A 19458-nucleotide genomic window follows, 5' to 3' on the forward strand; every position below is an offset into this window, starting at 1 on the left:
GCAAGGTATTGGCTCGGAGCGTCGGAGTGAACGTGCGGATCGATCGAGACGGCCCCATCCTCGTCTGGCTGCGCAAGGACCTGCGCCTGGCCGACAACCCCGCCCTGGCCGCGGCCGCCGCCACGGGCCGGCCGGTGATCCCCCTCTACATCCTGGACGAGACGCCCGGGGTGCGCCCGATAGGCGCCGCTTCGCTGTGGTGGCTGGACAAATCACTGGCCGCCCTGGCCGCCTCGCTGGGGACGATCGGCTCGCGGCTGATCCTGCGGCGCGGACCGGCACGCGCGGTGCTGGAGGACGTCGTCGCCCACGCCAAGCCCGCCGCCGTGGTCTGGAATCGTCTCTACGACGCCGACTCCATTGAACGCGACAGCGACCTCAAGGCCTGGCTGAAGGACGACGGGATCGCCTGCGAGAGCTTCAACGCCGGCCTGCTGAACGAACCCTGGACGGTGAAGAACGGCTCGGGCCAGCCCTACAAGGTCTTCACCCCGTACTGGCGCGCGGCCCGCGACCAGCTGCACCACGTCCATGTCGAGTCCGCGCCCAAGGCTCCGGCCGCGCCCGGCCACTGGCCGCGCACCGAGGCGCTGGACGGCTGGAACCTGCACCCCACCCGGCCTGATTGGTCCAAGGGCTTCGACCTATGGACGCCCGGCGAGGCTGGGGCGCTGGAGCGGCTGGACGACTTCCTGTCTGGGCCGATCGCCGACTACGACCACAAGCGCGACTTCCCGGGCGTGGAGGTTACTTCGCGCCTTTCCCCGCATCTGCACTTCGGCGAGATCGGCCCGCGCCAGGTCTGGGTCGCGGCCCGCACCGCCGCCGAAGCCGGCGACGCGCCCGCCGGCCAGGTCGAGAAGTTCCTGTCCGAGATCGGCTGGCGCGAGTTCAACCATTCGATCCTGTTCCACAACCCGAACCTGCCGAAGGCCAATTTCCGGCCGGAGTTCGACGGCTTTCCCTGGGTGCGCGACGACGCCGCGTTCGAGGCCTGGACCCGAGGCCAGACCGGCTATCCCATCGTCGACGCCGGAATGCGCGAGCTGTGGGCCACCGGCTTCATGCACAACCGCGTGCGGATGATCGTCGCCTCGTTCCTGATCAAGCACCTGCTGATCGACTGGCGTAAGGGCGAGGCCTGGTTCTGGGACACGCTGGTCGACGCCGACCTGGCCAACAATGTCGGCAACTGGCAATGGGTGGCGGGCAGCGGAGCCGACGCGGCGCCCTATTTCCGCATCTTCAACCCGATCGCCCAGGGCCAGAAATTCGACCCCGCCGGCGCCTATGTCCGCCGCTGGGTTCCGGAACTGGCCGTCCTGCCCGACGCACTGATCCACGAACCGTGGAAGGCTTCAGCCCATTCCTCCGGCGCCAAGCGGCCCTATCCTGAACCGATCGTCGGACATTCGGCGGCGCGTGAGCGCGCGCTCGAGGCCTATCGCGACCTCAAGGGAGGTTAGCCCCCACCACCCGGTTAGGTAGTAACCCCATTTACAGCTTGGTTCCGAGAGTTCTTAATTTCGGCATCAGTTAAGGATGGGAGCGTCGATGACCGATATCCTGCCTGCGACCTGGCCCGCCACGGCCCGCGACCCCGAGCTGCGTCGCGCCCCGGCCGCCTTCCGAACCGCCCTCCGCGTGGCCGTGGAGAACTGGGCGGTGGGAACCCTGACCTTCGTCCTGCCGTCCGGAAAGCCGTTGCGGATCGTCGGCAAGACGCCGGGTCCGGACGCGGTGATCCGCATCCACGACTACCGGTTCATCCGCCGGGCCCTGGCCTCGGGCGACATTGGCTTCGCCGAGGGCTACATGGCCGGCGAGTGGGACACGCCCGACCTGTCGGTGGTGCTGGAAGCGTTCTCGCGCAACTTCGACCGGCTGACGGCCCTGGTGCGCGGCAATCCGCTGATGCAGGCGGTCAACAAGCTCTACCACCTGTTCCATCGCAATGATCGCGAGGGCTCGCGCAAGAACATCCACGCCCACTACGACCTGGGCAACAGCTTCTATTCGCGCTGGCTCGACCCCAGCATGACCTATTCCTCGGCCCTCTATGAGACCCCCAGCCAGCCGCTGGACCAGGCTCAACGGGCCAAGTACGCGGCCCTGGCGCGCTCGATCGACCTGAAGCCCGGCCAGCACGTGCTGGAGATCGGCTGTGGCTGGGGCGGTTTCGCCGAGTTCGCGGCCAAGGAGGTCGGCGCCAAGGTGACCGGCGTCACCATCTCCCAGGCCCAGCACGACTTCGCCCGCCAGCGGCTGTTCGACCAGGGCCTGGCCGAAAAGGCCGACATCCGCCTGATCGACTATCGCGACATCCAGGGCCAGTTCGACGCCGTCGCCTCGATCGAGATGTTCGAGGCGGTGGGCGAGGAGTACTGGCCCACCTATTTCGGCAAGATCCGCGAAGTGCTGTCGCCCGGCGGCCGCGCCGGCCTGCAGATCATCACCATCCGCGACGAGCTGTTCGCCCGCTATCGCAGCCATACCGACTTCATCCAGCGCTACGTCTTCCCGGGCGGCATGCTGCCCAGCGAAGCCCGCCTGCGCCAGGAAACCGACGCCGCCGGCCTGGCCTGGACCGACGTCAATCGCTTCGGCCAGAACTACGCCGACACCCTGGCCGAGTGGGCCGCGCGGTTCGAGGCCGCCTGGGGCGACATCAAGGGCCAGGGCTTCGACGAGCGGTTCCGGCGGCTGTGGCGGTTCTATCTCAGCTACTGCGAGGCCGGCTTCCGCACCGAGCGCACCAATGTGATCCAGCTGGGCCTGTCGCGGATTTAGCGCCGCGCGAGTCTGGCGAATGGGTCCGTGCGTCCCGACCTTGGGTGTGCGTACACTGAACGACGCGCACCCGAGGTCGACCCGATGAACCTCTACACCCTGGTCCTGGATTTCCACGGCGGCACCTACATCACCCAGTTCGAGGCCGCCGCCCCGACCGACGCGGTCGCCGCCTGGTGCAAGGAGCTGGAGGACGAGCAATTGCTGGGCGAGGCCTCGTTCCCGGTGGCCGAGGGCATCATGGTCGACGCCATCGAGAACCACCTGGTCGAGGTCGAGGGCCTGCACGGCGCCTGGTGCGCGGCGGCCACCGTCAACGGCAACCTGGCGCTGCTGAACGTGATCATCACCCAGCGCATCGATTGAACCTGCGCTGAAGTCGGCGAGGTCGCCTTCAGGAAAACTGGTCTTGCTTACCAGCCGCGCATCACGATCTACCCTACCGACCTCACGACCGGCCGGACCGAAGAGATGACCGTAAAGACCAGTGTTCTCGACGCTATCGGCGACACGCCCCTGATCCGCCTCAACCGCGCCAGCGACGCCACCGGTTGCGAGATCCTGGGCAAGGCCGAGTTCATGAACCCCGGCCAGTCGGTCAAGGACCGCGCGGCCCTGGGCATCATCCGCGACGCCGAAGCCAAGGGCCTGCTGCGACCCGGCGGCCGGATCGTCGAGGGCACGGCCGGCAACACCGGCATCGGCCTGGCCATGGTCGCCTCGGCCCTGGGCTACAAGACCACCATCGTCATCCCGCGCACCCAGAGCCAGGAGAAGAAGGACGCCATTCGGCTGCTCGGCGCCGAGCTCGTCGAGGTGGACGCCGTCCCCTACTCCAACCCCGACAACTATGTCCGCTATTCCGGCCGCCTGGCCGAGGAACTGGCCAAGACCGACCCTAACGGTGCGATCTGGGCCAACCAGTTCGACAACGTCGCCAATCGCCAGGCCCACTTCGACACCACCGGCCCGGAGATCTTCGAGCAGACCGACGGCAAGGTCGACGGCTTCATCTGCGCGATCGGTTCGGGCGGCACCCTGGCCGGCGTCGCCGCCGCCCTGCGGGCCCGCAAGCCGTCGGTGAAGATCGGCCTGGCCGATCCGCACGGCGCCTCGCTCTACAGCTGGTACGCCGACGGCGAGCTGAAGGCCGAGGGGACCTCGATCAGCGAGGGCATCGGCCAGGGCCGGATCACCGCCAACCTCGAAGGCCTGGACGTCGACTATCCGTTCCGGGTCAGCGACGAGGAGATGCTGGAGCAGGTCTTCGACCTGGTGCAGCACGAGGGCCTGTGCCTGGGCGGCTCGACCGGCATCAACGTGGCCGGCGCGGTGCGCATGGCCAAGGCCATGGGGCCGGGCCACACCATCGTGACCATCCTCTGCGACCATGGCTCGCGCTACCAGAGCAAGCTGTTCAACCCCGCCTTCCTGGCCGATAAGGGTTTACCCGTCCCGCCCTGGATGTAATCCCCTAGGGGATCACCAAAGGTTGCGACACTCAACCACCCAGTGCAGGATCATCCCAAGTCGCACCGGGAGGGCCTGATGGCTTGGAAGGGTATTGTCGGCAAGAGTTTCACGCCGGACGCGTTCGAAACCTATTGCGAAGGCTTGAAGTGGTCGACCTGGCGGCCCAACTTCATCGTACTGCACAATACCGGCGTACCGTCGCTGGACCAGCGGCCCCAGGGACTGACCCAGCAGCACATCGCCAATCTCGAGGCCTACTACCGCGACAATCAGAAATGGAGCGCGGGCCCGCACCTGTTCGTCGACGACAAGCAGATCTGGGTCTTCACGCCCCTGACCGTGTCGGGCGTCCATTCGCCCAGCTGGAACAGCGTGGCCCTTGGCGTTGAGATGCTGGGCGACTTCGACAAGGACGCCTTTGATAGCGGCCGCGGGGCCCAGGTGCGCGACAATGTCGTGGCCGCCATGGCCACCCTCTCGACCGTGCTGGGCCTGGATCCCAACTCCATGCGCCTGCATCGCGAGGATCCCAAGACCACCCACGCCTGCCCCGGCAAGAACGTCAAGAAGCTGGAGGTCATCCAGCGCGTGCAGGACAAGATCGAGCAGGAAGCCCAGGAGCACAGCCTCAGCGAGGCGCATCCCTAGCCCCTTCCGCTCATCCCGGCATTCGCCGGGATGAGCGGATTTGAGAGCCACCTTTCGAGCCTTACAGCCCTTGCTCCGCACCGCCGATCGCGTGATCTTGCCCGCCTTCTCGAAGGGGCGAGTCAGACCCCGAAAGGCTTTCGTCATGACCCACGCCGACCCACTCGTCTCGACCGCCTGGCTGGCCGAGCACCTCGACGCGCCGGACGTGCGGATCGTCGACGGCTCGTGGCACATGCCCGCCGCCCAGCGCGATCCCCGGGCCGAGTACGCCGTGGCCCACATCCCCGGCGCGGTGTTCTTCGACATCGACGAGATCTCGGACGAGACCTCCGACCTGCCGCACATGCTGCCCTCGCCGATCAAGTTCGCCTCGCGGGTCAAGAAGCTGGGCCTGGGCGACGGGTCGAAAATCGTCGTCTACGACACCAGCGGCATCCTGCCGGCCGCCCGCGTCTGGTGGGAGTTCCGCGCCATGGGCCACGAGGACGTGGTGGTGCTGGACGGCGGCCTGCCCAAGTGGATCGCCGAGGGCCGCCCGGTCGAGGACCTGGCCGTCACCCCGCAGGAACGTCACTTCACCCCGCGCTTCCAGGCCGACATCGTCCGCTCGATCGACCAGATGAAGCGCAACCTGGAGACCGGTCGCGAACAGGTGATCGACGCCCGCGCCGCTGGCCGCTTCGAAGGCCGTGATCCCGAGCCCCGCGCCGGCCTGCGCGGCGGCCACATCCCCGGCTCGCGCAACATTCCGCTGTCGGCCCTGCTGGCGCCCGACGGGACCATGCTGCCGGCCGACAAGCTGCCCGCCGTTTTCGAAGCGGCCGGTGTCGACATCAGCAAGCCGATCGCCACCACCTGCGGCTCGGGCATCACCGCCGCCGTGGTGTCCCTGGCCCTGGCCCGCCTCGGCAAGCCCCGGGCGGCGGTCTACGACGGTTCCTGGACGGAATGGGGCGGCCGCGAGGACGTGCCGGTGGCGACTGGCAAGGCCTGAGCGCACCCACTTGCCCCCACCTGACCGCTACGCGGTCTGTCCGCCCCCGTAGGGGGCGGAGGACGAAAGCGCGGAGCCTCTTCCCCCTATGGGGGAAGACGATCGCGAAGCGATCCGTAGGGGCAAGTGTTCGCCGCATTGAACCTTGAACCTTGGCGTCGCTACGCCCTAAACCACACGGATTACCCGCCGCGTAGAGCACCGCCATGGATGAAGAAACCCGCCTGGTCCGCAAGGGCGCCCCGCCCAAGGGCGGCGGCGTTCTGGCCCGCACGGTCAATCCGCCGATCCAGCGCGGCTCGACCGTGCTGCTGCCCAACGCCGCCTCGCTGTACGACGACAATCAGCTGACCTACGGCATCACGGGCCTGTCCTCGCCGGCCAACCTGCAGGTCGCCCTGGCCGAGCTCGAGGGCTCGCCGGACGTGACGCTGTACCCGTCGGGCCTGGCGGCGATCACCGGCGTCATGCTGGCCTTGCTGAAGGCCGGCGACGAGATCCTGGTGGTCGACAGCGCCTACAAGCCCACTCGTCGGTTCTGCGACCGCGTGCTGACCCGCTTCGGCGTCAAGACCACTTACTACGACCCGGCCCTGTCGCCCGAAGGCCTCATGGCCCTGTGCACGCCGGCCACCCGGATGATCCTGCTGGAAGCCCCAGGTTCGCTGACCTTCGAGATGCAGGACATCCCGGCCATCGCCGCCGCCGCCAACGCGCGCGGCGTGCTGACCATGATCGACAACACCTGGGCGGCCAGCTTCTACTTCAAGCCCCTGGCCCATGGGGTGACCATCAGCGTCCAGGCCCTGACCAAATATGTCGGCGGCCACTCCGACGTCTTCATGGGCAGCGCCGCCACCGCCGACAACGTGATCGGCAACCAGTTGGGCGACGCGATGTGGGACATCGGCTGGTCGGTGTCGCCCGACGACGCCTACACGGTGCTGCGCGGCCTGCGCACCCTGGCCACCCGCCTGCCCGCTCACCAGGCCGCCGGCCTGGAGATCGCCCGCTGGCTGCAAGGTCGGCCCGAAGTGGCGCGCGTGCTGCATCCGGTCCTGGAGGGCGATCCCGGCCACGCTCTGTGGAAGCGCGACTTCACCGGCGCCTGCGGCCTGTTCGGGGTGGTGCTCAAGCCCGCCTCGCAGAAGGCCGTCCACGCCTTCCTCGACGCGCTGGAGCTGTTCGGCCTGGGCTTCTCGTGGGGCGGCTACGAGAGCCTGGCCATCCACTGCGATCCGCAGCTGAAGAACCGCACCGTCCCGGTGAACCTGGAAGGCCCGCTGCTGCGCCTGCACGTGGGGCTGGAGAGCGTGGCCGACCTGAAGGCCGACCTGGAACGCGGCTTCTCGGCCTTGAACGCCTAAATCGATCCGCGACGGCGGAGCCGCGAGGGTCTAAACAGCCGCCTCGTTCGAAAGGCCCGCTCCATGACCGTCCACATCGCCCTGCTGCGCGGCGTCAACGCCGCCGGGAACCGCCAGGTCACGGCCGACGAGCTGACCGCCCTGTTGACCGAGCTGGGCCACGCCGACGTGCGCAGCGGTCCCAAGCCCGGTGACCTGGTGTTCACCAGCGGCGAGCAGACCGGCGCCGAGCTGCAGGCTCAGATCGAGACGGCGCTGATGGAGCGGTTTTCGCTGCGCACCGACGTCTATGTCCGCACCGCCGACGCCTGGCGCGCCATGGTCGCCGCAAACCCATTTCCAGAGTTCGCCGCCCAGGATCCGGGCTGGCTGATGACCCTGTTCCTGAAGGACACCCCCGACAAGAAGGCCATGGGCGCCCTGCGCGCGGCGATCCGCGGGACCGAGCAGGCGCGAGCCGAAAGCCGCCAGATCTACGCGACCTATCCCGACGGCGTCGGCGGCTCGAAACTGACCAACGGCCTGGTCGAAAAGACCCTGGGCGCGCGGATCACCGGCCGTAACTGGACGACGGTCCTGGCGATCGAGGCGATGCTGGACGCCTAGGCCGACTTGGCCATCGGCATGGTTGTGATCAGGGTTTTCTGCAGGTTGGCGCCGGCCGACAGCACCTGTCCCCAGGGCGCCCCGCCATAGCTCCAACCCTTATTGATGTCGAAGCTGGCGGCGACCTGCGCCTGGCCGGTCATGTCGATCAGCAGGCTTTGCGACATGGAGGTGTTCAGGACCGCGCCTGGGCTCAAACCCGCCGTCGAGAACGTCACCAGGAAGCTGTCCTTCGGCGCGAAGATGTCGCCGCCCAGGCCGTAGAGCGGCGCGGAGACGAACAGCGTGGGCGATCCCGCGGCGAGACCCGCCGTCAACGGGTCGGTCGTGCCATTGAGCACCGTCACGCCCCGCGGATTGCCGCCCGGCGTCACCGTGGGCGCGCCGCCGGCGACATAGGTGAACACGTCGCCCAGCACCACCTCGTCGCCGACCGAGACGTCCATCACACTGCCTCTGGTCGTCACATAGGCCTGCAAGGTCGACGGCAGCGCGAGGGTGGTCTGATTCAGGAAATCGGCGACCGCCGCCCAGACCAGCGCCCTGGCCCCAGCATTGTTGGTGTCGACCGCCCGCAAGGCATAGAGGGCGTAGCCCAGATCCTTGAGGGCGGCCAGCGAGGTGTCGTCGACGGCGATCTGGATCTCCCGGATCGTGGACATGGCGGCTCCGATGGCGGCGTTGCGAAAGGCGAAGCTTGCGCGAACTCTGCCCGCTACACAATCCATGAGCGAGCATCATTCAGGCGGGCTTGGGCAAGGAACGCGCGCGCCTCCGCTACGCCGTCCGCGCGACGAGCGTTTCCCGTATCGCGCCCAGCGCCTGGGCCGCCACTTCGCCGACCACGATGATCACGGGTCCGCCCTGGCTCTCGAGACGCCCAGGCAGGGTCTCCAGCGTACCGTGATAGATCCGGGCGTCCGCCCCGCCGGCCTGCTCGATCGCGACAGCCGGGGTGCTAGGCGCGCGGCCGGCGGCGATCATCCGGGCGCACAGGGCGTGGGCCACCTCGCCGCCCATATAGACGGCCATCGTCGCCTCGGGATCGCCGGCCGCGCTCCAGTCGCCGCTCAGGGTTCCTGCCTCCAGCCGCGCCGTGGTGAACACCACCCGCCGGGCCTCGCCGCGGTGGGTCAGGGGGAAGCCGAACTGGGCGGCGGCGGCGCAGGCGGCGGTCACACCGGGCACCACCGCGACCGACACGCCGTGTTCGCGCAGGAAAGCGGACTCCTCGCCCACCCGGCCGAACACGGAAGGATCGCCGCCCTTCAGCCGCACGACCCGCAAGCCCTTGCGGGCTAGCAGCAGCATCAAGCGGTTGATCTCGTCCTGGTTCATGCTGGGCTTGCCGGCCCGCTTGCCCGTCTGGATGCGCACGCAGCCGGGCGGGGCCAGGGCGATGGCCTCCTCGCTGATCAGGGCGTCGTAGAGCAGCGCCTGGGCGTTCTCGACGGCGCGGACGGCGCGCAAGGTCATCAGGTCGACCGGACCGGGACCGGCCCCGACCAGCAGGACTTGAGCGTCAGACATGGGCGGGCTCCTTGGTCGTGGCGGAAGCGGTGGCGGCGATCATCCGGGCGATTTCGGGACGGCAGGACCCGCAGTTGGTCCCCGCCCCGGTGGCGGCGCCGACCGCGTCGGGGCTGGCGGCCCCGGCGGCGATGGCGGCCTGCACGACCTTGGCCCCGACCTTCAGGCAGGCGCAGACCAGCGGCCCCTTGTCGACCGGCGCGCCGGGCGGACGACCGAACAGCAGGGCCGAGCGGACCTCGGCGGTCAGGGCGGGTTCGGCGAACAGCTCGGCCAACCAGTCGCGCGGCGGCAGGCGACCGGTCAGGGTGACGTACAGCACCGCGACCAGCCGGCCGTCGGCGTCCAGCCAGGCGTCGCGCCGCGCGCCCGTGGCGGCGTCGTCATAGGTCACGAGTTCATGGGGGGTCACGAGTTCGCCGGCGAGGCCCTTGGTCAGGGCCTTGCGCAAGGCGGCGCGCTCGGCCTCGTCGCCCCGGCCGGCGAACTCGTGTTGCTGGCAGGCGTCGTGAGGGATGCGCCGCCAGACGAGATCCAGCCCCGAGGGGGATGCGAGGCCGGATCGCGTGAGGAAGAAGCCCTTCCAGGTCTCGCGATAGGCGCGGATCCGGGCGGGGGTGTGCTTGAACTCCGGCTGGCCGGAGGTGGGATCGAGATTGGGCGCGACCAGCGGATTGGCGCGGCCCGACGGCGCGAAGGCGTCGGCCCAGTGCATGGGCATGAACAGGCCGCCGGGCCGTTGGCGGTCGGTGATCTTGGCCAGGGCGACGGCCTCGCCGCGCGCGGTGATCACCCGGGCCAAGGTCCCGTCCTTGAGGCCGGCGGCCTCGGCGTCAGCGGGATGGACCTCGACGAAGGGCTCAGGCGCGTGGCGGCACAGGTCGGGGGCCAAGCCCGTGCGGGTCATGGTGTGCCACTGATCGCGGATGCGGCCGGTGTTCAGCGACATCGGATAGGCCGCGTCGACCGCGTCGGCCGGCCCCTTCGGCCGGGTCGGGACCATGCGGGCTCGACCGTCGGGGGTCTGGAAGCGGCCGTCGACGAACAGGCGCGGCGTGCCCTGCCCGTCCGCCGCCACCGGCCACTGCACAGGTGAGAGTTCGGCGTAAGCCTCTGGCGTCAAAGCCGAAAGGCCCGACAAGTTCAGAAGCCGGTCGGTGTTCTCATAGGCCGTCAGCCGCGCCCACTCCCGGAACACGCTGGCCTGCGAGCTCCAGCCGAAACCGCCGAAGCCCATGGCCCGGGCGACATCGGCGACGATCCGCCAGTCGGCGCGAGCCTGGCCCGGCACGGCGAACAGCGCCCGTTGACGAGAGATCCGGCGCTCGGAATTGGTCACCGTGCCGTCCTTCTCGCCCCAGGCCAGGGCCGGCAGCTTGACGTCGGCGAAGGCCGTGGTGTCGGTGTCCACGCAGTCGGACACCACCACGAACGGACAGCGCTCAAGGGCTTCACGCACCCGGGCGGCGTCGGGCATCGAGACCGCCGGATTGGTGGCCATCACCCAGATCGCCTTGATCTTCCCCGCGTGGACCGCCTCGAACATGTCGACGGCCTTGAGCCCCGGCGTACCGGCGGTGTCCGGCGCGCCCCAGAAGCGGGCCACCCGGTCCCGTTCCGCCGGGGCGAAGTCCATGTGGCCGGCCAGGGTGTTGGCCATGCCGCCGGTTTCGCGTCCGCCCATGGCGTTGGGCTGGCCGGTGATCGAGAACGGACAGGCGCCCGGCTTGCCGATCCGGCCGGTGGCCAGGTGGGCGTTGAGGATCGACAACCCCTTGGCCGTGCCTTGCGCCGACTGGTTGGCGCCCATCGAGAACAGGCTGACCGTCTTCGGATTGTCGGCGAACAGCTTGTAGAACTTCAGCAAATCGTCCAGCGCTACACCGCAGTCGGCGGCGACGGCTACGGGCGATTGATCCAGCTCGGCCAGGGCCGCCTCGACCTCGGCGAAGCCGTTCACATGCGCGGCGATGTAGTCGCGGTCGATCGCCTCGACGCGGATCAGGTGGGCCAGCAGGCCGTTCCACAGCCGCACGTCGCTCTGCGGGGCTATGGCCAGGTGCAGGTCGGCGCCCTCGGCGGTGTCGGTGCGGCGCGGGTCGATGACCACGTGCTTCTGGCCGCGCGCCTTGGCCGCCTCCATGCGACGGAACAGCACCGGATGGGTCCAGGCGGCGTTGTGGCCGCTGAACACCACCAGGTCGGCCAGGTCCAGGTCTTCATAGCAGCCCGGCACCAGGTCGGCGCCGAACGCCTGCTTGTGAGCCGCCACGGCCGAGGCCATGCAGAGCCGGCTGTTGGTGTCGATGTTGCCCGAACCGATGAAGCCCTTCATCAGCTTGTTGGCGACGTAATAGTCCTCGGTCAGCAACTGGCCCGAGACGTAGAAGGCCACGCTGTCGGGGCCATGCCTGGCGATGGTGTCCCTGAACCGCTTGGCGGCCAGGGCCGTGGCGTCGTTCCAGGACGCGGCCTTGCCGCCGATGATCGGTTCCAGCAGCCGCCCCTGCAGCCCCACCGTCGCGCCCAGCGCCGTGCCCTTGGAGCAAAGGCGGCCGAGGTTGGCGGGATGAGCCGCATCGCCCTTCACCATCACCGCACGATCACCGCCGACCGCGCCCGACACGCCGCAACCCACCCCGCAATAGGGGCAGGTCGTCTTGACGATCGGGGCGGCCGAGCCGTCAGCCATGGGCGTCAAGGCTCAACAGCAGGCGGCCGTCGCGGACCTCCAGCGGCACGACCGGCGTACAGCCCTTGCCCTTGTCGGCGCCCATGGCCTCGCCCGTGGCCAGGTCGATGTTCCAGGCGTGCAGCGGACAGCTGACCGCTCGGCCGTGGACGATGCCTTGGCTGAGCGGCCCGCCCTTGTGCGGACAGGCGTCCATAAGGGCGAAGACCTCGCCGTCGCCCGTGCGGAAGATGGCGATGTCACCGCGTGGGCTGGTCACCCGGCGCGCGCCGCGACGCGGGACGTCGGTCACCGCTCCCACATCCACCCAGACCGGCGTTTTCACATGCGCGTTCATGCGGGGACGAACTCCATCCGGCGGCTCATGGGCGTGAATTCCTCGTTGTGGCGGCCGGCCACGCGCTCGGCCCAGGGGTCGAGGCGGGCGAAACGCTGCGAGAACACGAAGCGGTCGTAGAGGGCCTTGCGCGTGTCCGGATCAGTGACCTGGGCCTGGATGGTCTCCAGCCCCACGCGCGCCATCCACTTGTAGACCCGCTCCAGGTACCAACCCTCCTCGCGATACAGCTGCATGGCCGCGGCGATCACCCAGACCGCCTCGTCCTCGGTGGCCACGCGGGTCAGCACCTGCGTGCCCTGGATGTGCAGGCCGGCCGCGCCGCCGATGTGGATCTCGTAGCCGCTGTCGACGCAGACCACGCCGAAGTCCTTGCAGGTGGCCTCGGCGCAGTTGCGCGGGCAACCCGACACCGCCAGCTTGACCTTGGCCGGCGCCCACGAGCCCCAGAGGAACTTCTCCAGACGGATGCCCAGGCCGGTGGAGTCCTGGGTGCCGAACCGGCACCAGTCACTGCCGACGCAGGTCTTCACCGTGCGCAGCCCCTTGGCGTAGGCGTGGCCGCTGACCATGCCGGCGGCGTTGAGGTCGGCCCAGACAGCCGGCAGATCGTCCTTCTTGACGCCCAGCAAGTCGATCCGCTGGCCGCCCGTGACCTTGACCGCCGGAATGGCGAACTTGTCGGCCACGTCGGCGATGGCCCTCAGCTCGTCGGGCGTGGTCATGCCGCCCCACATGCGCGGCACGACGGAATAGGTCCCGTCCTTCTGGATGTTGGCGTGAACCCGCTCGTTGATGTAGCGCGACTGCTTGTCGTCTCGGTATTCGGACGGCCAGGCGCACAGCAGGTAGTAGTTCAGGGCCGGGCGGCACGACGAGCAGCCGTCGGGCGTGGTCCATTCCATGGCCTGCATGACGGCGGGCATGGACTTGAGGTCGTACGCGACGATGGCCTTGCGGACGTCCGAGTGCGGATGGCGGGTGCACTTGCACATCGGCTTGGGGCCGGTCTGCTCCTTGAACCCATCGCCCAGGGTCAGCTTCAGCACCTGCTCGACCAGCGGCGTGCACGAGCCGCACGAGGCCGAGGCCTTGGTCACCGCCTTGACGTCATCCAGCGTCGTCAGGCCCTGGGCGGTGATGGCCGAGACGATCGAACCCTTGCAGACGCCGTTGCAGCCGCAGATTTCCTGCGTATCGGGCATGGCCGCAACGGCCGCGTTAGGGTCCAGGCCGGACAGCCCTTCCGTGATGGTCTGGCCGAAGATCAGGGTCTCGCGGATGTCGGTGACGCTGGTCCCGGCCCGCATCAGGTCGAAGTACCAGCCGCCGTCGGCGGCGTCGCCGAACAGCACCGCGCCGGCCACCTTGCCGTCCTCGATGACCACGCGCTTGTAGACGCCACGCCCGGCGTCGCGGAACACGATGTCCTCGCAGCCTTCACCGCCCGAGAACTTGCCGGCCGAGAAGACGTCGACGCCTGAGACCTTCAGTCGGGTCGACAGAACGGAGCCTTCATAGGCCCCCTCCCCGTCGGTCATGGACTCGGCGAGCGACCGGCACATGTCCCAGATGGGCGCGACCAGGCCGTAGCAGTTGCCCCGGTGCTCGGCGCATTCGCCCACGGCGAACACCGCCGGATCGGAGGTGCGCATGGCGTCGTCGACGACCACGCCGCGATTGACCGCCAGGCCGGCGGCCCGGGCCAGGGTCGAGTTCGGGCGGATGCCCACGGCCATGACCAGCAGGTCGCACGGCAAGGTGCGGCCGTCCTTCAGCTTCAGGCCGGTGACGTGGCCGTTCTCGCCGGTGATCTCCTCCGAATGGGCGCCCAGCACGGTCTCGACGCCGCGTTCGGCCAGGGCCTCGCGGAGCAGGAAGCCTGCGCTCTCGTCCAGCTGGCGCTCCATCAGCACGTCCATCAGGTGGACGACGGTGGCGGCCATGCCGCGCCGGGCCAAACCGTAGGCGGCTTCCAGGCCCAGCAGGCCGCCGCCGATCACCACGGCGCGGGCGCCGGGCTTGCCGGAGGCGGCGACCATGGCCTCGACGTCGTCCAGGTCGCGGAAGGTGACCACGCCCTTCAGGTCGATGCCGGGCAGCGGCAGGCGGAACGGGTCCGAGCCCGTGGCCAGGATCAGCTTGTCGTAGGCGAGCTCCAACCCGCCCTCGGCCACCACCTTGCGGCCATCCAGGTCGATGGCGGTGACCGCGCGCCCGGCGTGCAGGGCGATGGCGTTGTCGGCGTACCAGGCCTCGTCGTTGATCACGATGTCGGCGAAGGACTTCTCCCCCGCCAGCACCGGCGACAGCATGATGCGGTTGTAGTTCACCCGCGGCTCGGTCCCGAAGATGGCGATCTCGTAGCGGCCCGGATCGCGCTTGAGAACTTCCTCGACCGCCCGGCAACCGGCCATGCCGTTGCCGATGACGACCAGCTTTTCCTTGGTCATGGTTTTGCTCACTGGAAGAGGAGGATCAGACGCGGCCAATCAAACTCGGATCGGACGGGCGTCGGCGCCGTGCAGGGTCGGCCAGACCGCGCGCCAGCGGGCCTTCAGGCCGTGCAGGGCCACCAGGGCGAACACCGCCAGGGCCGCGAACCCGAGGAAGCCGATCTGGTAGGAACCGGTCAGCTTCTTGGCCATGCCCAGGGACGAGGCCAGGTAGAAGCCGCCGATCCCGCCGGTCATGCCGATCAGGCCGGTCATGACGCCGATCTCCTTGCGGAACCGCTGGGGGGCCAGCTGGAACACCGCCCCGTTGCCAGCGCCCAGGGCCAGCATCGAGAACATCAGCACCGCCAGGGCCGCCCAGGCGGAGCCGGCGTGGAAGCTGGCGGCGGTCAGGCCCAGGGCCGCCAGGGCGAAGACCACGGTCAGGGTCCGCACCCCGCCGAAGCGGTCGGCCAGGGCCCCGCCGACCGGACGGATGAACGATCCGGCGAACACACAGGCGGCGGTGAAGAAGCCGGCGATCACCGGGGTCAGGCCGTATTCGGCGTTGAAATAGATGGTCAGGGACGAGGCCAGGCCGACGAAGCCGCCGAAGGTGACCGCATAGAGCAGCATCAGCCACCAGGCGTCCGGGACCTTCAACACGTCCATATATTCGACCAGCGTCTTGGGCGCGGGCTGTTCGGGAGCGTCCTTGGCCAGCAGCAGGTAGACGACGAAGGCGATGGCCAGCGGGATGGCGGCCAGGCCGATGACGTTCTGCCAGCCGAACGCCTTGGCCAGCAGCGGCGCGAACAGGGCGGCCAGGGCCGTGCCGCTGTTGCCGGCGCCGGCGATGCCCAGGGCCAGGCCCTGGTGCTCCTGCGGATACCAGCGCGAGGCCAGCGGCAGGGCCACCGCGAACGAGGCCCCGGCCACGCCAAGCACGACGCCTAGGGCCAGCACTTGGTGATAGTTATGGATGCCAAGGCCCCAGGCGAGGGCCAGGCCTGCCAGCACGACCAGTTGGCTGATGATCCCGGTCTTCTTGGGGCCGATCCGGTCGACCAGCACGCCGTTGACCAGGCGCAGCACCGCGCCGGCCAGGACCGGGATGGCGACCATCAGGCCCTTCTGGGCGGGGTCGAGGTGGAAGTCCTTGGCGATGGCCACGCCCAGCGGGCCCAGGATCACCCAGACCATGAAGCTGAGGTCGAAATACAGGAACGCGGCGAACAGGGTCGGCGTGTGGCCGGCCTTCAGGAAATCACGGGAGATCATGATGCGCCTCGGATGTTGCGTGTCTGCGAGAGCGGGACGCTGATCGCGCCCCGGACGGGTGACCGCATCCGAGCGGTCGTCTCTGGCAGCCACGAACGCCGTTGTCCGGAGGCCTGACGCTAGTGAAGGATCAGACGGCCGGCGCTGTCACGCGGCGTGTTGCGGTGCGGCGTGATACGGGGCGCGTTCGTGCAGTTGCTCAGCAGACAGGCAGCGGCGGCGCCTGAAGCATGAGCAAAACACCTCCCCTTTAGCCAACGGCCCGGCGAAGGCCGGGACCAAGCGGCATGCACAGGTCATGGCGCAGCGCCTCGTCCGGACGCTCGACTTAGGCCCCGGCCTTCGCCGGGCCGTTGGGCGTTTATCGGGTTAGGATGTTCGACCGATGGCGAACGAGGCCGCATACCCCCGCGCGTCCGCCGGATCGAACGCCTTGCCGTCGAACAGGGCCGAGGCCGGGGGCGCGGCGTCGGCGAACACCTGGGCTGGCTCCAGCACCGGCCCCAGCGACAGGGCCGCCTCGCGAAACAGATCCGGGCGATAGACGCGGTCGGCGACGGCGCTCAGGTCCGCGTCCGGCCCCACCTGACCCCAGCGCGCCATCTGCGACAGGAACCACAGGGCGTGCTCGCGGCGCGGCAGGCCGGCGGCGTCGCGGTGGAAGACGATTTCGGCCTTCAGGGCCCGGGCGACGACCTCGGCCTCGACGCCCACATGGTCGGGCCGCGACAGCAGGGCGACCAGCTCGGCGTGGTTGCCCGGCTCGTCGGCCCAGGCCGAGGCGCGGATCAGGGCGCGCAGGGCGGCCCGCAGCTCGTCGCCATGGCGATCGGCCCAGGCGGCGGTGACGCCGAACACCTTGTCCGGTCCCCCCGGCCAGAACTGCGAGGCCTTGATCAGCACCTCGCCCAGGTCCTCGTCGACGGCGACGGCGTTCCAGGGCGCGCCGACGCAGAAGCCGTCGATCTCGCCCGAGCCCAGCAGCTCGACCATCCGCGGCGGCGGGATGACCACCAGGCGCACGTCGCGGTCGGGATCGATCCCCGCCTGGCCCAGCCAATAGCGCAGGAAGTAGTTGTGCATCGAATGGGGGAAGACCACCGCGAAGGTCAGCGGCGGCGCGCCCTGCCCTCGCCGACGCTCGACCACGGTCGCCAGCGCCTGGGCCGTGACCAGCGGCGCGGCCATGGCCTCGGGATCGGCCTCGCGCAGCAGCGCCGCCAGCTTGACCCCGACGGTGATCGCGCTGCCGTTCTGGTTCAGAGCCAGCGGAACCAGCATGGACTCGGCGGCCAAGGCCATCGGCGCCAGCATGTGCGCGCCGTCCAGCGCCCCGACGCCGACCTTGTCGCGAATGGTGGCCCACGAGGCCTCGCGGCTCAGCGCCACCTCCAGGCCCTCCTCGGCGAAGAAGCCCTGGGCCTTGGCCACGACCAGCGGCGCGCAGTCGGTCAGTGGGATGAAGCCCAGGGTCAGGTCGGCCAGCCCGCTCACGAGGCGTCGCCCTTCAGCACGCCGGCGAAGGCCAGCAGATCGGCGGCCACCGTGCCGATCGGCTTGCCCCGGTCCATGGCCAGCTTGCGCAGCAGGCGATAGGCGCCGTCCTCGTCCAGGCCGCGCTCCTTCATCAGCAGGCCCTTGGCCCGCTCGACGATCTTGCGCGACTCCAGATCGGCCTTGGCCTTGGCCAGATCGCCGCGAAGCTGCTGGGTCAGGGCGAAGCGGCTGATGGCCACGTCGAGGATCGAGCGCACACGGCTGGGCGTCAGGCCGTCGACCACATAGGCCGCGACCCCGGCCCGCACGGCCTGCTCGGCCAGGCCCGGTTCGGAGCGGTCGACGAACATCACCACGGGGCGCGGATTGTGCTGGCCCGCCTCGCGCAGACTTTCCAGCGTGTCGCGGTCGGGACTGTCGGCGGCGACCACCACCACGTCGGGCGCGAAGTCCGCGGCCTCTCGCTCGTCGAAGACGGCCGCGCGGCGCACCTCCAGCGGCTGCACGCCCGCGAGCCCCTCGGCCACGAGGGCGGCGCGCGCGGGATCGGGATCGATGACGAGGACGCGCATGCCTCCGCCCTAAGTCCGTCCTGCGACTGGGGGGAGCGGTGAAGGTCCATCGCGGTCGGACTTACTCAATCAGCCTGGTATTTGCACACCATAGCCCGAAATAGCGGCGCCGGAAGACCGTCCGAAGGACCGAACACCGTCAGCGCGCTTCCCGCAGCCGGATCCAGGCCGCCGGTTTCTTGCCCGTCTTGGCCGACACCGCGTCGCGCACGGCCGCGTAGCGCGGGTCCAGCAGCGCGGCCAGGCCATAGGTGCCCACCGCGTTCGAAACGTCCCACGGATGGGGCGCATATTCCTCCTGGCCGGCGGCGGCGCGGTCGCGGTCGAACTGGATCCTGGAGTTGGCGAACTCGATATGGGTCTTCTCGCCCCTGGCGTAGGGGACCAGCCAGTCCAGCGCGGCGGCCAGGCTGACGCCGTTGGCGGCGCGCCAATCCAGCCAGTTCTCGCCATGGGCCTGGGCGGCCAGGGCCGCCATCATCAGCGGGTCCAGGTCATAGGTGACGTAGTGCAAGGCGTCGCGTTCGTGGAAATCGAACACCGAGCCGTCCGGCTGGATGTTGGCGGCCACCTGGGCGCGGTAGGCCGCCCTGGCGCGGTCGATCAGCTTGACGTCGCCGGTCTGGAACGCGGCCATGGTCGCCAGCTTGACGCGATGGCTTTGCCAATTGGTCTCGAAATTCTTGGGCTTGGCGTCCATGGCGTCGAGATAGCCGGCGGCCATGCCGCGCCACAGCGTGTCGACCTTGGCGCGGGTCGCGGCCGGCAGGTCGGCCTCGGTCAGGTCGTAGGCCATCAGCAAGGTGTCGAAGCCGGTCTCGTCGATCGGGTTGAGCGACGGCTCGTAGATGCCGGCCCAGGCCTCCAGATAGCGGCCGGCCTGGTCGAGATAGGCGCGGTCGCCGGTCAGCCGCCAGGCCAGGGCCAGGTTCAGCACGATCGGCTGGTCTTCCTTGGCCTTCAGGCTGATCTCCCGGATGCCCTTGCCCGGCAGGGTGCCTTCGGTGTGCAGCTTGGGGATCGCGCCCGGCGGACGGCCCAGGGCGGCCTTGGCTTTGGCGATCAAGTCCTGGGCCGCCGGAGTCTTAGCGGCGGCCTTGGCGTAGTCGGGACCCAGCAGGGCGTAGTCCGCAGCCAGGGCCGGCGAGGCCAGCAGAGCCAGGGCGCAGGCCGCGCCCGTCAGCAGGGTCTTCATGTGACGCGTCTCTTCGAACTGGAAAAGAAAAAGGGGCC

The 19458-nt window shown here is 69.3% G+C and carries 17 protein-coding genes; 8 read left to right on the forward strand and 9 right to left on the reverse strand.

The features are described 5' to 3' along the window. Positions 1-32 precede the first annotated feature (32 nt). The 8 genes from G3M62_RS13275 to G3M62_RS13310 all read left to right on the forward strand — a co-directional run bounded on the left by G3M62_RS13275 (position 33) and on the right by G3M62_RS13310 (position 7881). Entirely contained in the window at positions 33-1466 is a 1434-nt protein-coding gene (locus G3M62_RS13275) for a cryptochrome/photolyase family protein (protein ID WP_165187734.1), read from the forward strand. An 88-nt stretch (positions 1467-1554) separates the two neighbouring features. Beyond that, the gene (locus G3M62_RS13280) at positions 1555-2790 is read left to right on the forward strand and encodes an SAM-dependent methyltransferase (protein WP_165187736.1); all 1236 of its coding nucleotides are present in this window, start codon (positions 1555-1557) and stop codon (positions 2788-2790) included. 84 nt (positions 2791-2874) lie between these two features. Next, on the forward strand, positions 2875-3156 hold the full coding sequence (locus G3M62_RS13285; RefSeq protein ID WP_165187738.1) for a hypothetical protein: 282 nt from the start codon (positions 2875-2877) through the stop codon (positions 3154-3156). Between the two features lie 105 nt (positions 3157-3261). Then, a complete protein-coding gene (locus G3M62_RS13290; RefSeq protein ID WP_165187740.1) occupies positions 3262-4260 on the forward strand; it encodes a cysteine synthase A in 999 nt (332 codons plus the stop codon). A gap of 78 nt (positions 4261-4338) precedes the next feature. Then, on the forward strand, positions 4339-4911 hold the full coding sequence (locus tag G3M62_RS13295; protein WP_165187742.1) for a peptidoglycan recognition protein family protein: 573 nt from the start codon (positions 4339-4341) through the stop codon (positions 4909-4911). 145 nt (positions 4912-5056) lie between these two features. Beyond that, positions 5057-5908 (forward strand): 3-mercaptopyruvate sulfurtransferase, encoded by an 852-nt coding sequence (sseA, locus tag G3M62_RS13300; RefSeq protein WP_165187744.1) that lies wholly within the window; start codon positions 5057-5059, stop codon positions 5906-5908. Positions 5909-6114: 206 nt separating this feature from the next. Then, on the forward strand, positions 6115-7275 hold the full coding sequence (metC, locus tag G3M62_RS13305; RefSeq protein WP_165187746.1) for a cystathionine beta-lyase: 1161 nt from the start codon (positions 6115-6117) through the stop codon (positions 7273-7275). Between the two features lie 63 nt (positions 7276-7338). Then, on the forward strand, positions 7339-7881 hold the full coding sequence (locus G3M62_RS13310; RefSeq protein ID WP_165187748.1) for a DUF1697 domain-containing protein: 543 nt from the start codon (positions 7339-7341) through the stop codon (positions 7879-7881). Here the strand turns inward: G3M62_RS13310 and G3M62_RS13315 are convergent. From G3M62_RS13315 to G3M62_RS13355, 9 genes are all read right to left on the reverse strand, one after another. Next, positions 7878-8543, reverse strand: a complete 666-nt coding sequence (locus G3M62_RS13315; RefSeq protein WP_165187750.1) for a hypothetical protein — start codon at positions 8541-8543, stop codon at positions 7878-7880. The two genes, G3M62_RS13310 and G3M62_RS13315, sit on opposite strands and share 4 nt — an antisense overlap. A 115-nt stretch (positions 8544-8658) precedes the next feature. Further along, positions 8659-9411 carry a uroporphyrinogen-III C-methyltransferase gene (gene cobA / locus G3M62_RS13320; protein WP_165187752.1) on the reverse strand — a complete coding sequence of 251 codons (753 nt, stop codon included), beginning with the start codon at positions 9409-9411 and terminating at the stop codon, positions 8659-8661. Beyond that, the gene (locus G3M62_RS13325) at positions 9404-12103 is read right to left on the reverse strand and encodes a nitrate reductase (RefSeq protein WP_165187754.1); all 2700 of its coding nucleotides are present in this window, start codon (positions 12101-12103) and stop codon (positions 9404-9406) included. The genes cobA and G3M62_RS13325 overlap by 8 nt, the downstream gene beginning before the upstream one ends. Then, positions 12096-12440, reverse strand: a complete 345-nt coding sequence (nirD, locus tag G3M62_RS13330) for a nitrite reductase small subunit NirD (protein ID WP_165187756.1) — start codon at positions 12438-12440, stop codon at positions 12096-12098. Before nirD ends, G3M62_RS13325 begins: the two co-directional genes overlap by 8 nt. Beyond that, positions 12437-14893, reverse strand: a complete 2457-nt coding sequence (nirB, locus tag G3M62_RS13335) for a nitrite reductase large subunit NirB (protein WP_425483784.1) — start codon at positions 14891-14893, stop codon at positions 12437-12439. Before nirB ends, nirD begins: the two co-directional genes overlap by 4 nt. 39 nt (positions 14894-14932) lie before the next feature. Then, positions 14933-16156: a nitrate/nitrite transporter gene (locus tag G3M62_RS13340; protein ID WP_165187760.1), complete on the reverse strand. Its 1224-nt coding sequence runs from the start codon at positions 16154-16156 to the stop codon at positions 14933-14935. 369 nt (positions 16157-16525) lie between these two features. Further along, positions 16526-17650, reverse strand: coding sequence for a CmpA/NrtA family ABC transporter substrate-binding protein (locus tag G3M62_RS13345; protein ID WP_165187762.1), 1125 nt, complete (start codon positions 17648-17650; stop codon positions 16526-16528). After that, positions 17647-18225, reverse strand: a complete 579-nt coding sequence (locus tag G3M62_RS13350) for an ANTAR domain-containing response regulator (RefSeq protein ID WP_165187763.1) — start codon at positions 18223-18225, stop codon at positions 17647-17649. The genes G3M62_RS13345 and G3M62_RS13350 overlap by 4 nt, the downstream gene beginning before the upstream one ends. Positions 18226-18364: 139 nt before the next feature. Next, a complete protein-coding gene (locus G3M62_RS13355) occupies positions 18365-19420 on the reverse strand; it encodes an alginate lyase family protein (protein ID WP_165187764.1) in 1056 nt (351 codons plus the stop codon). Positions 19421-19458: the final 38 nt, after the last annotated feature.

Origin of the sequence: Caulobacter soli (assembly GCF_011045195.1) — a bacterium.
Lineage (GTDB): Bacteria > Pseudomonadota > Alphaproteobacteria > Caulobacterales > Caulobacteraceae > Caulobacter > Caulobacter soli.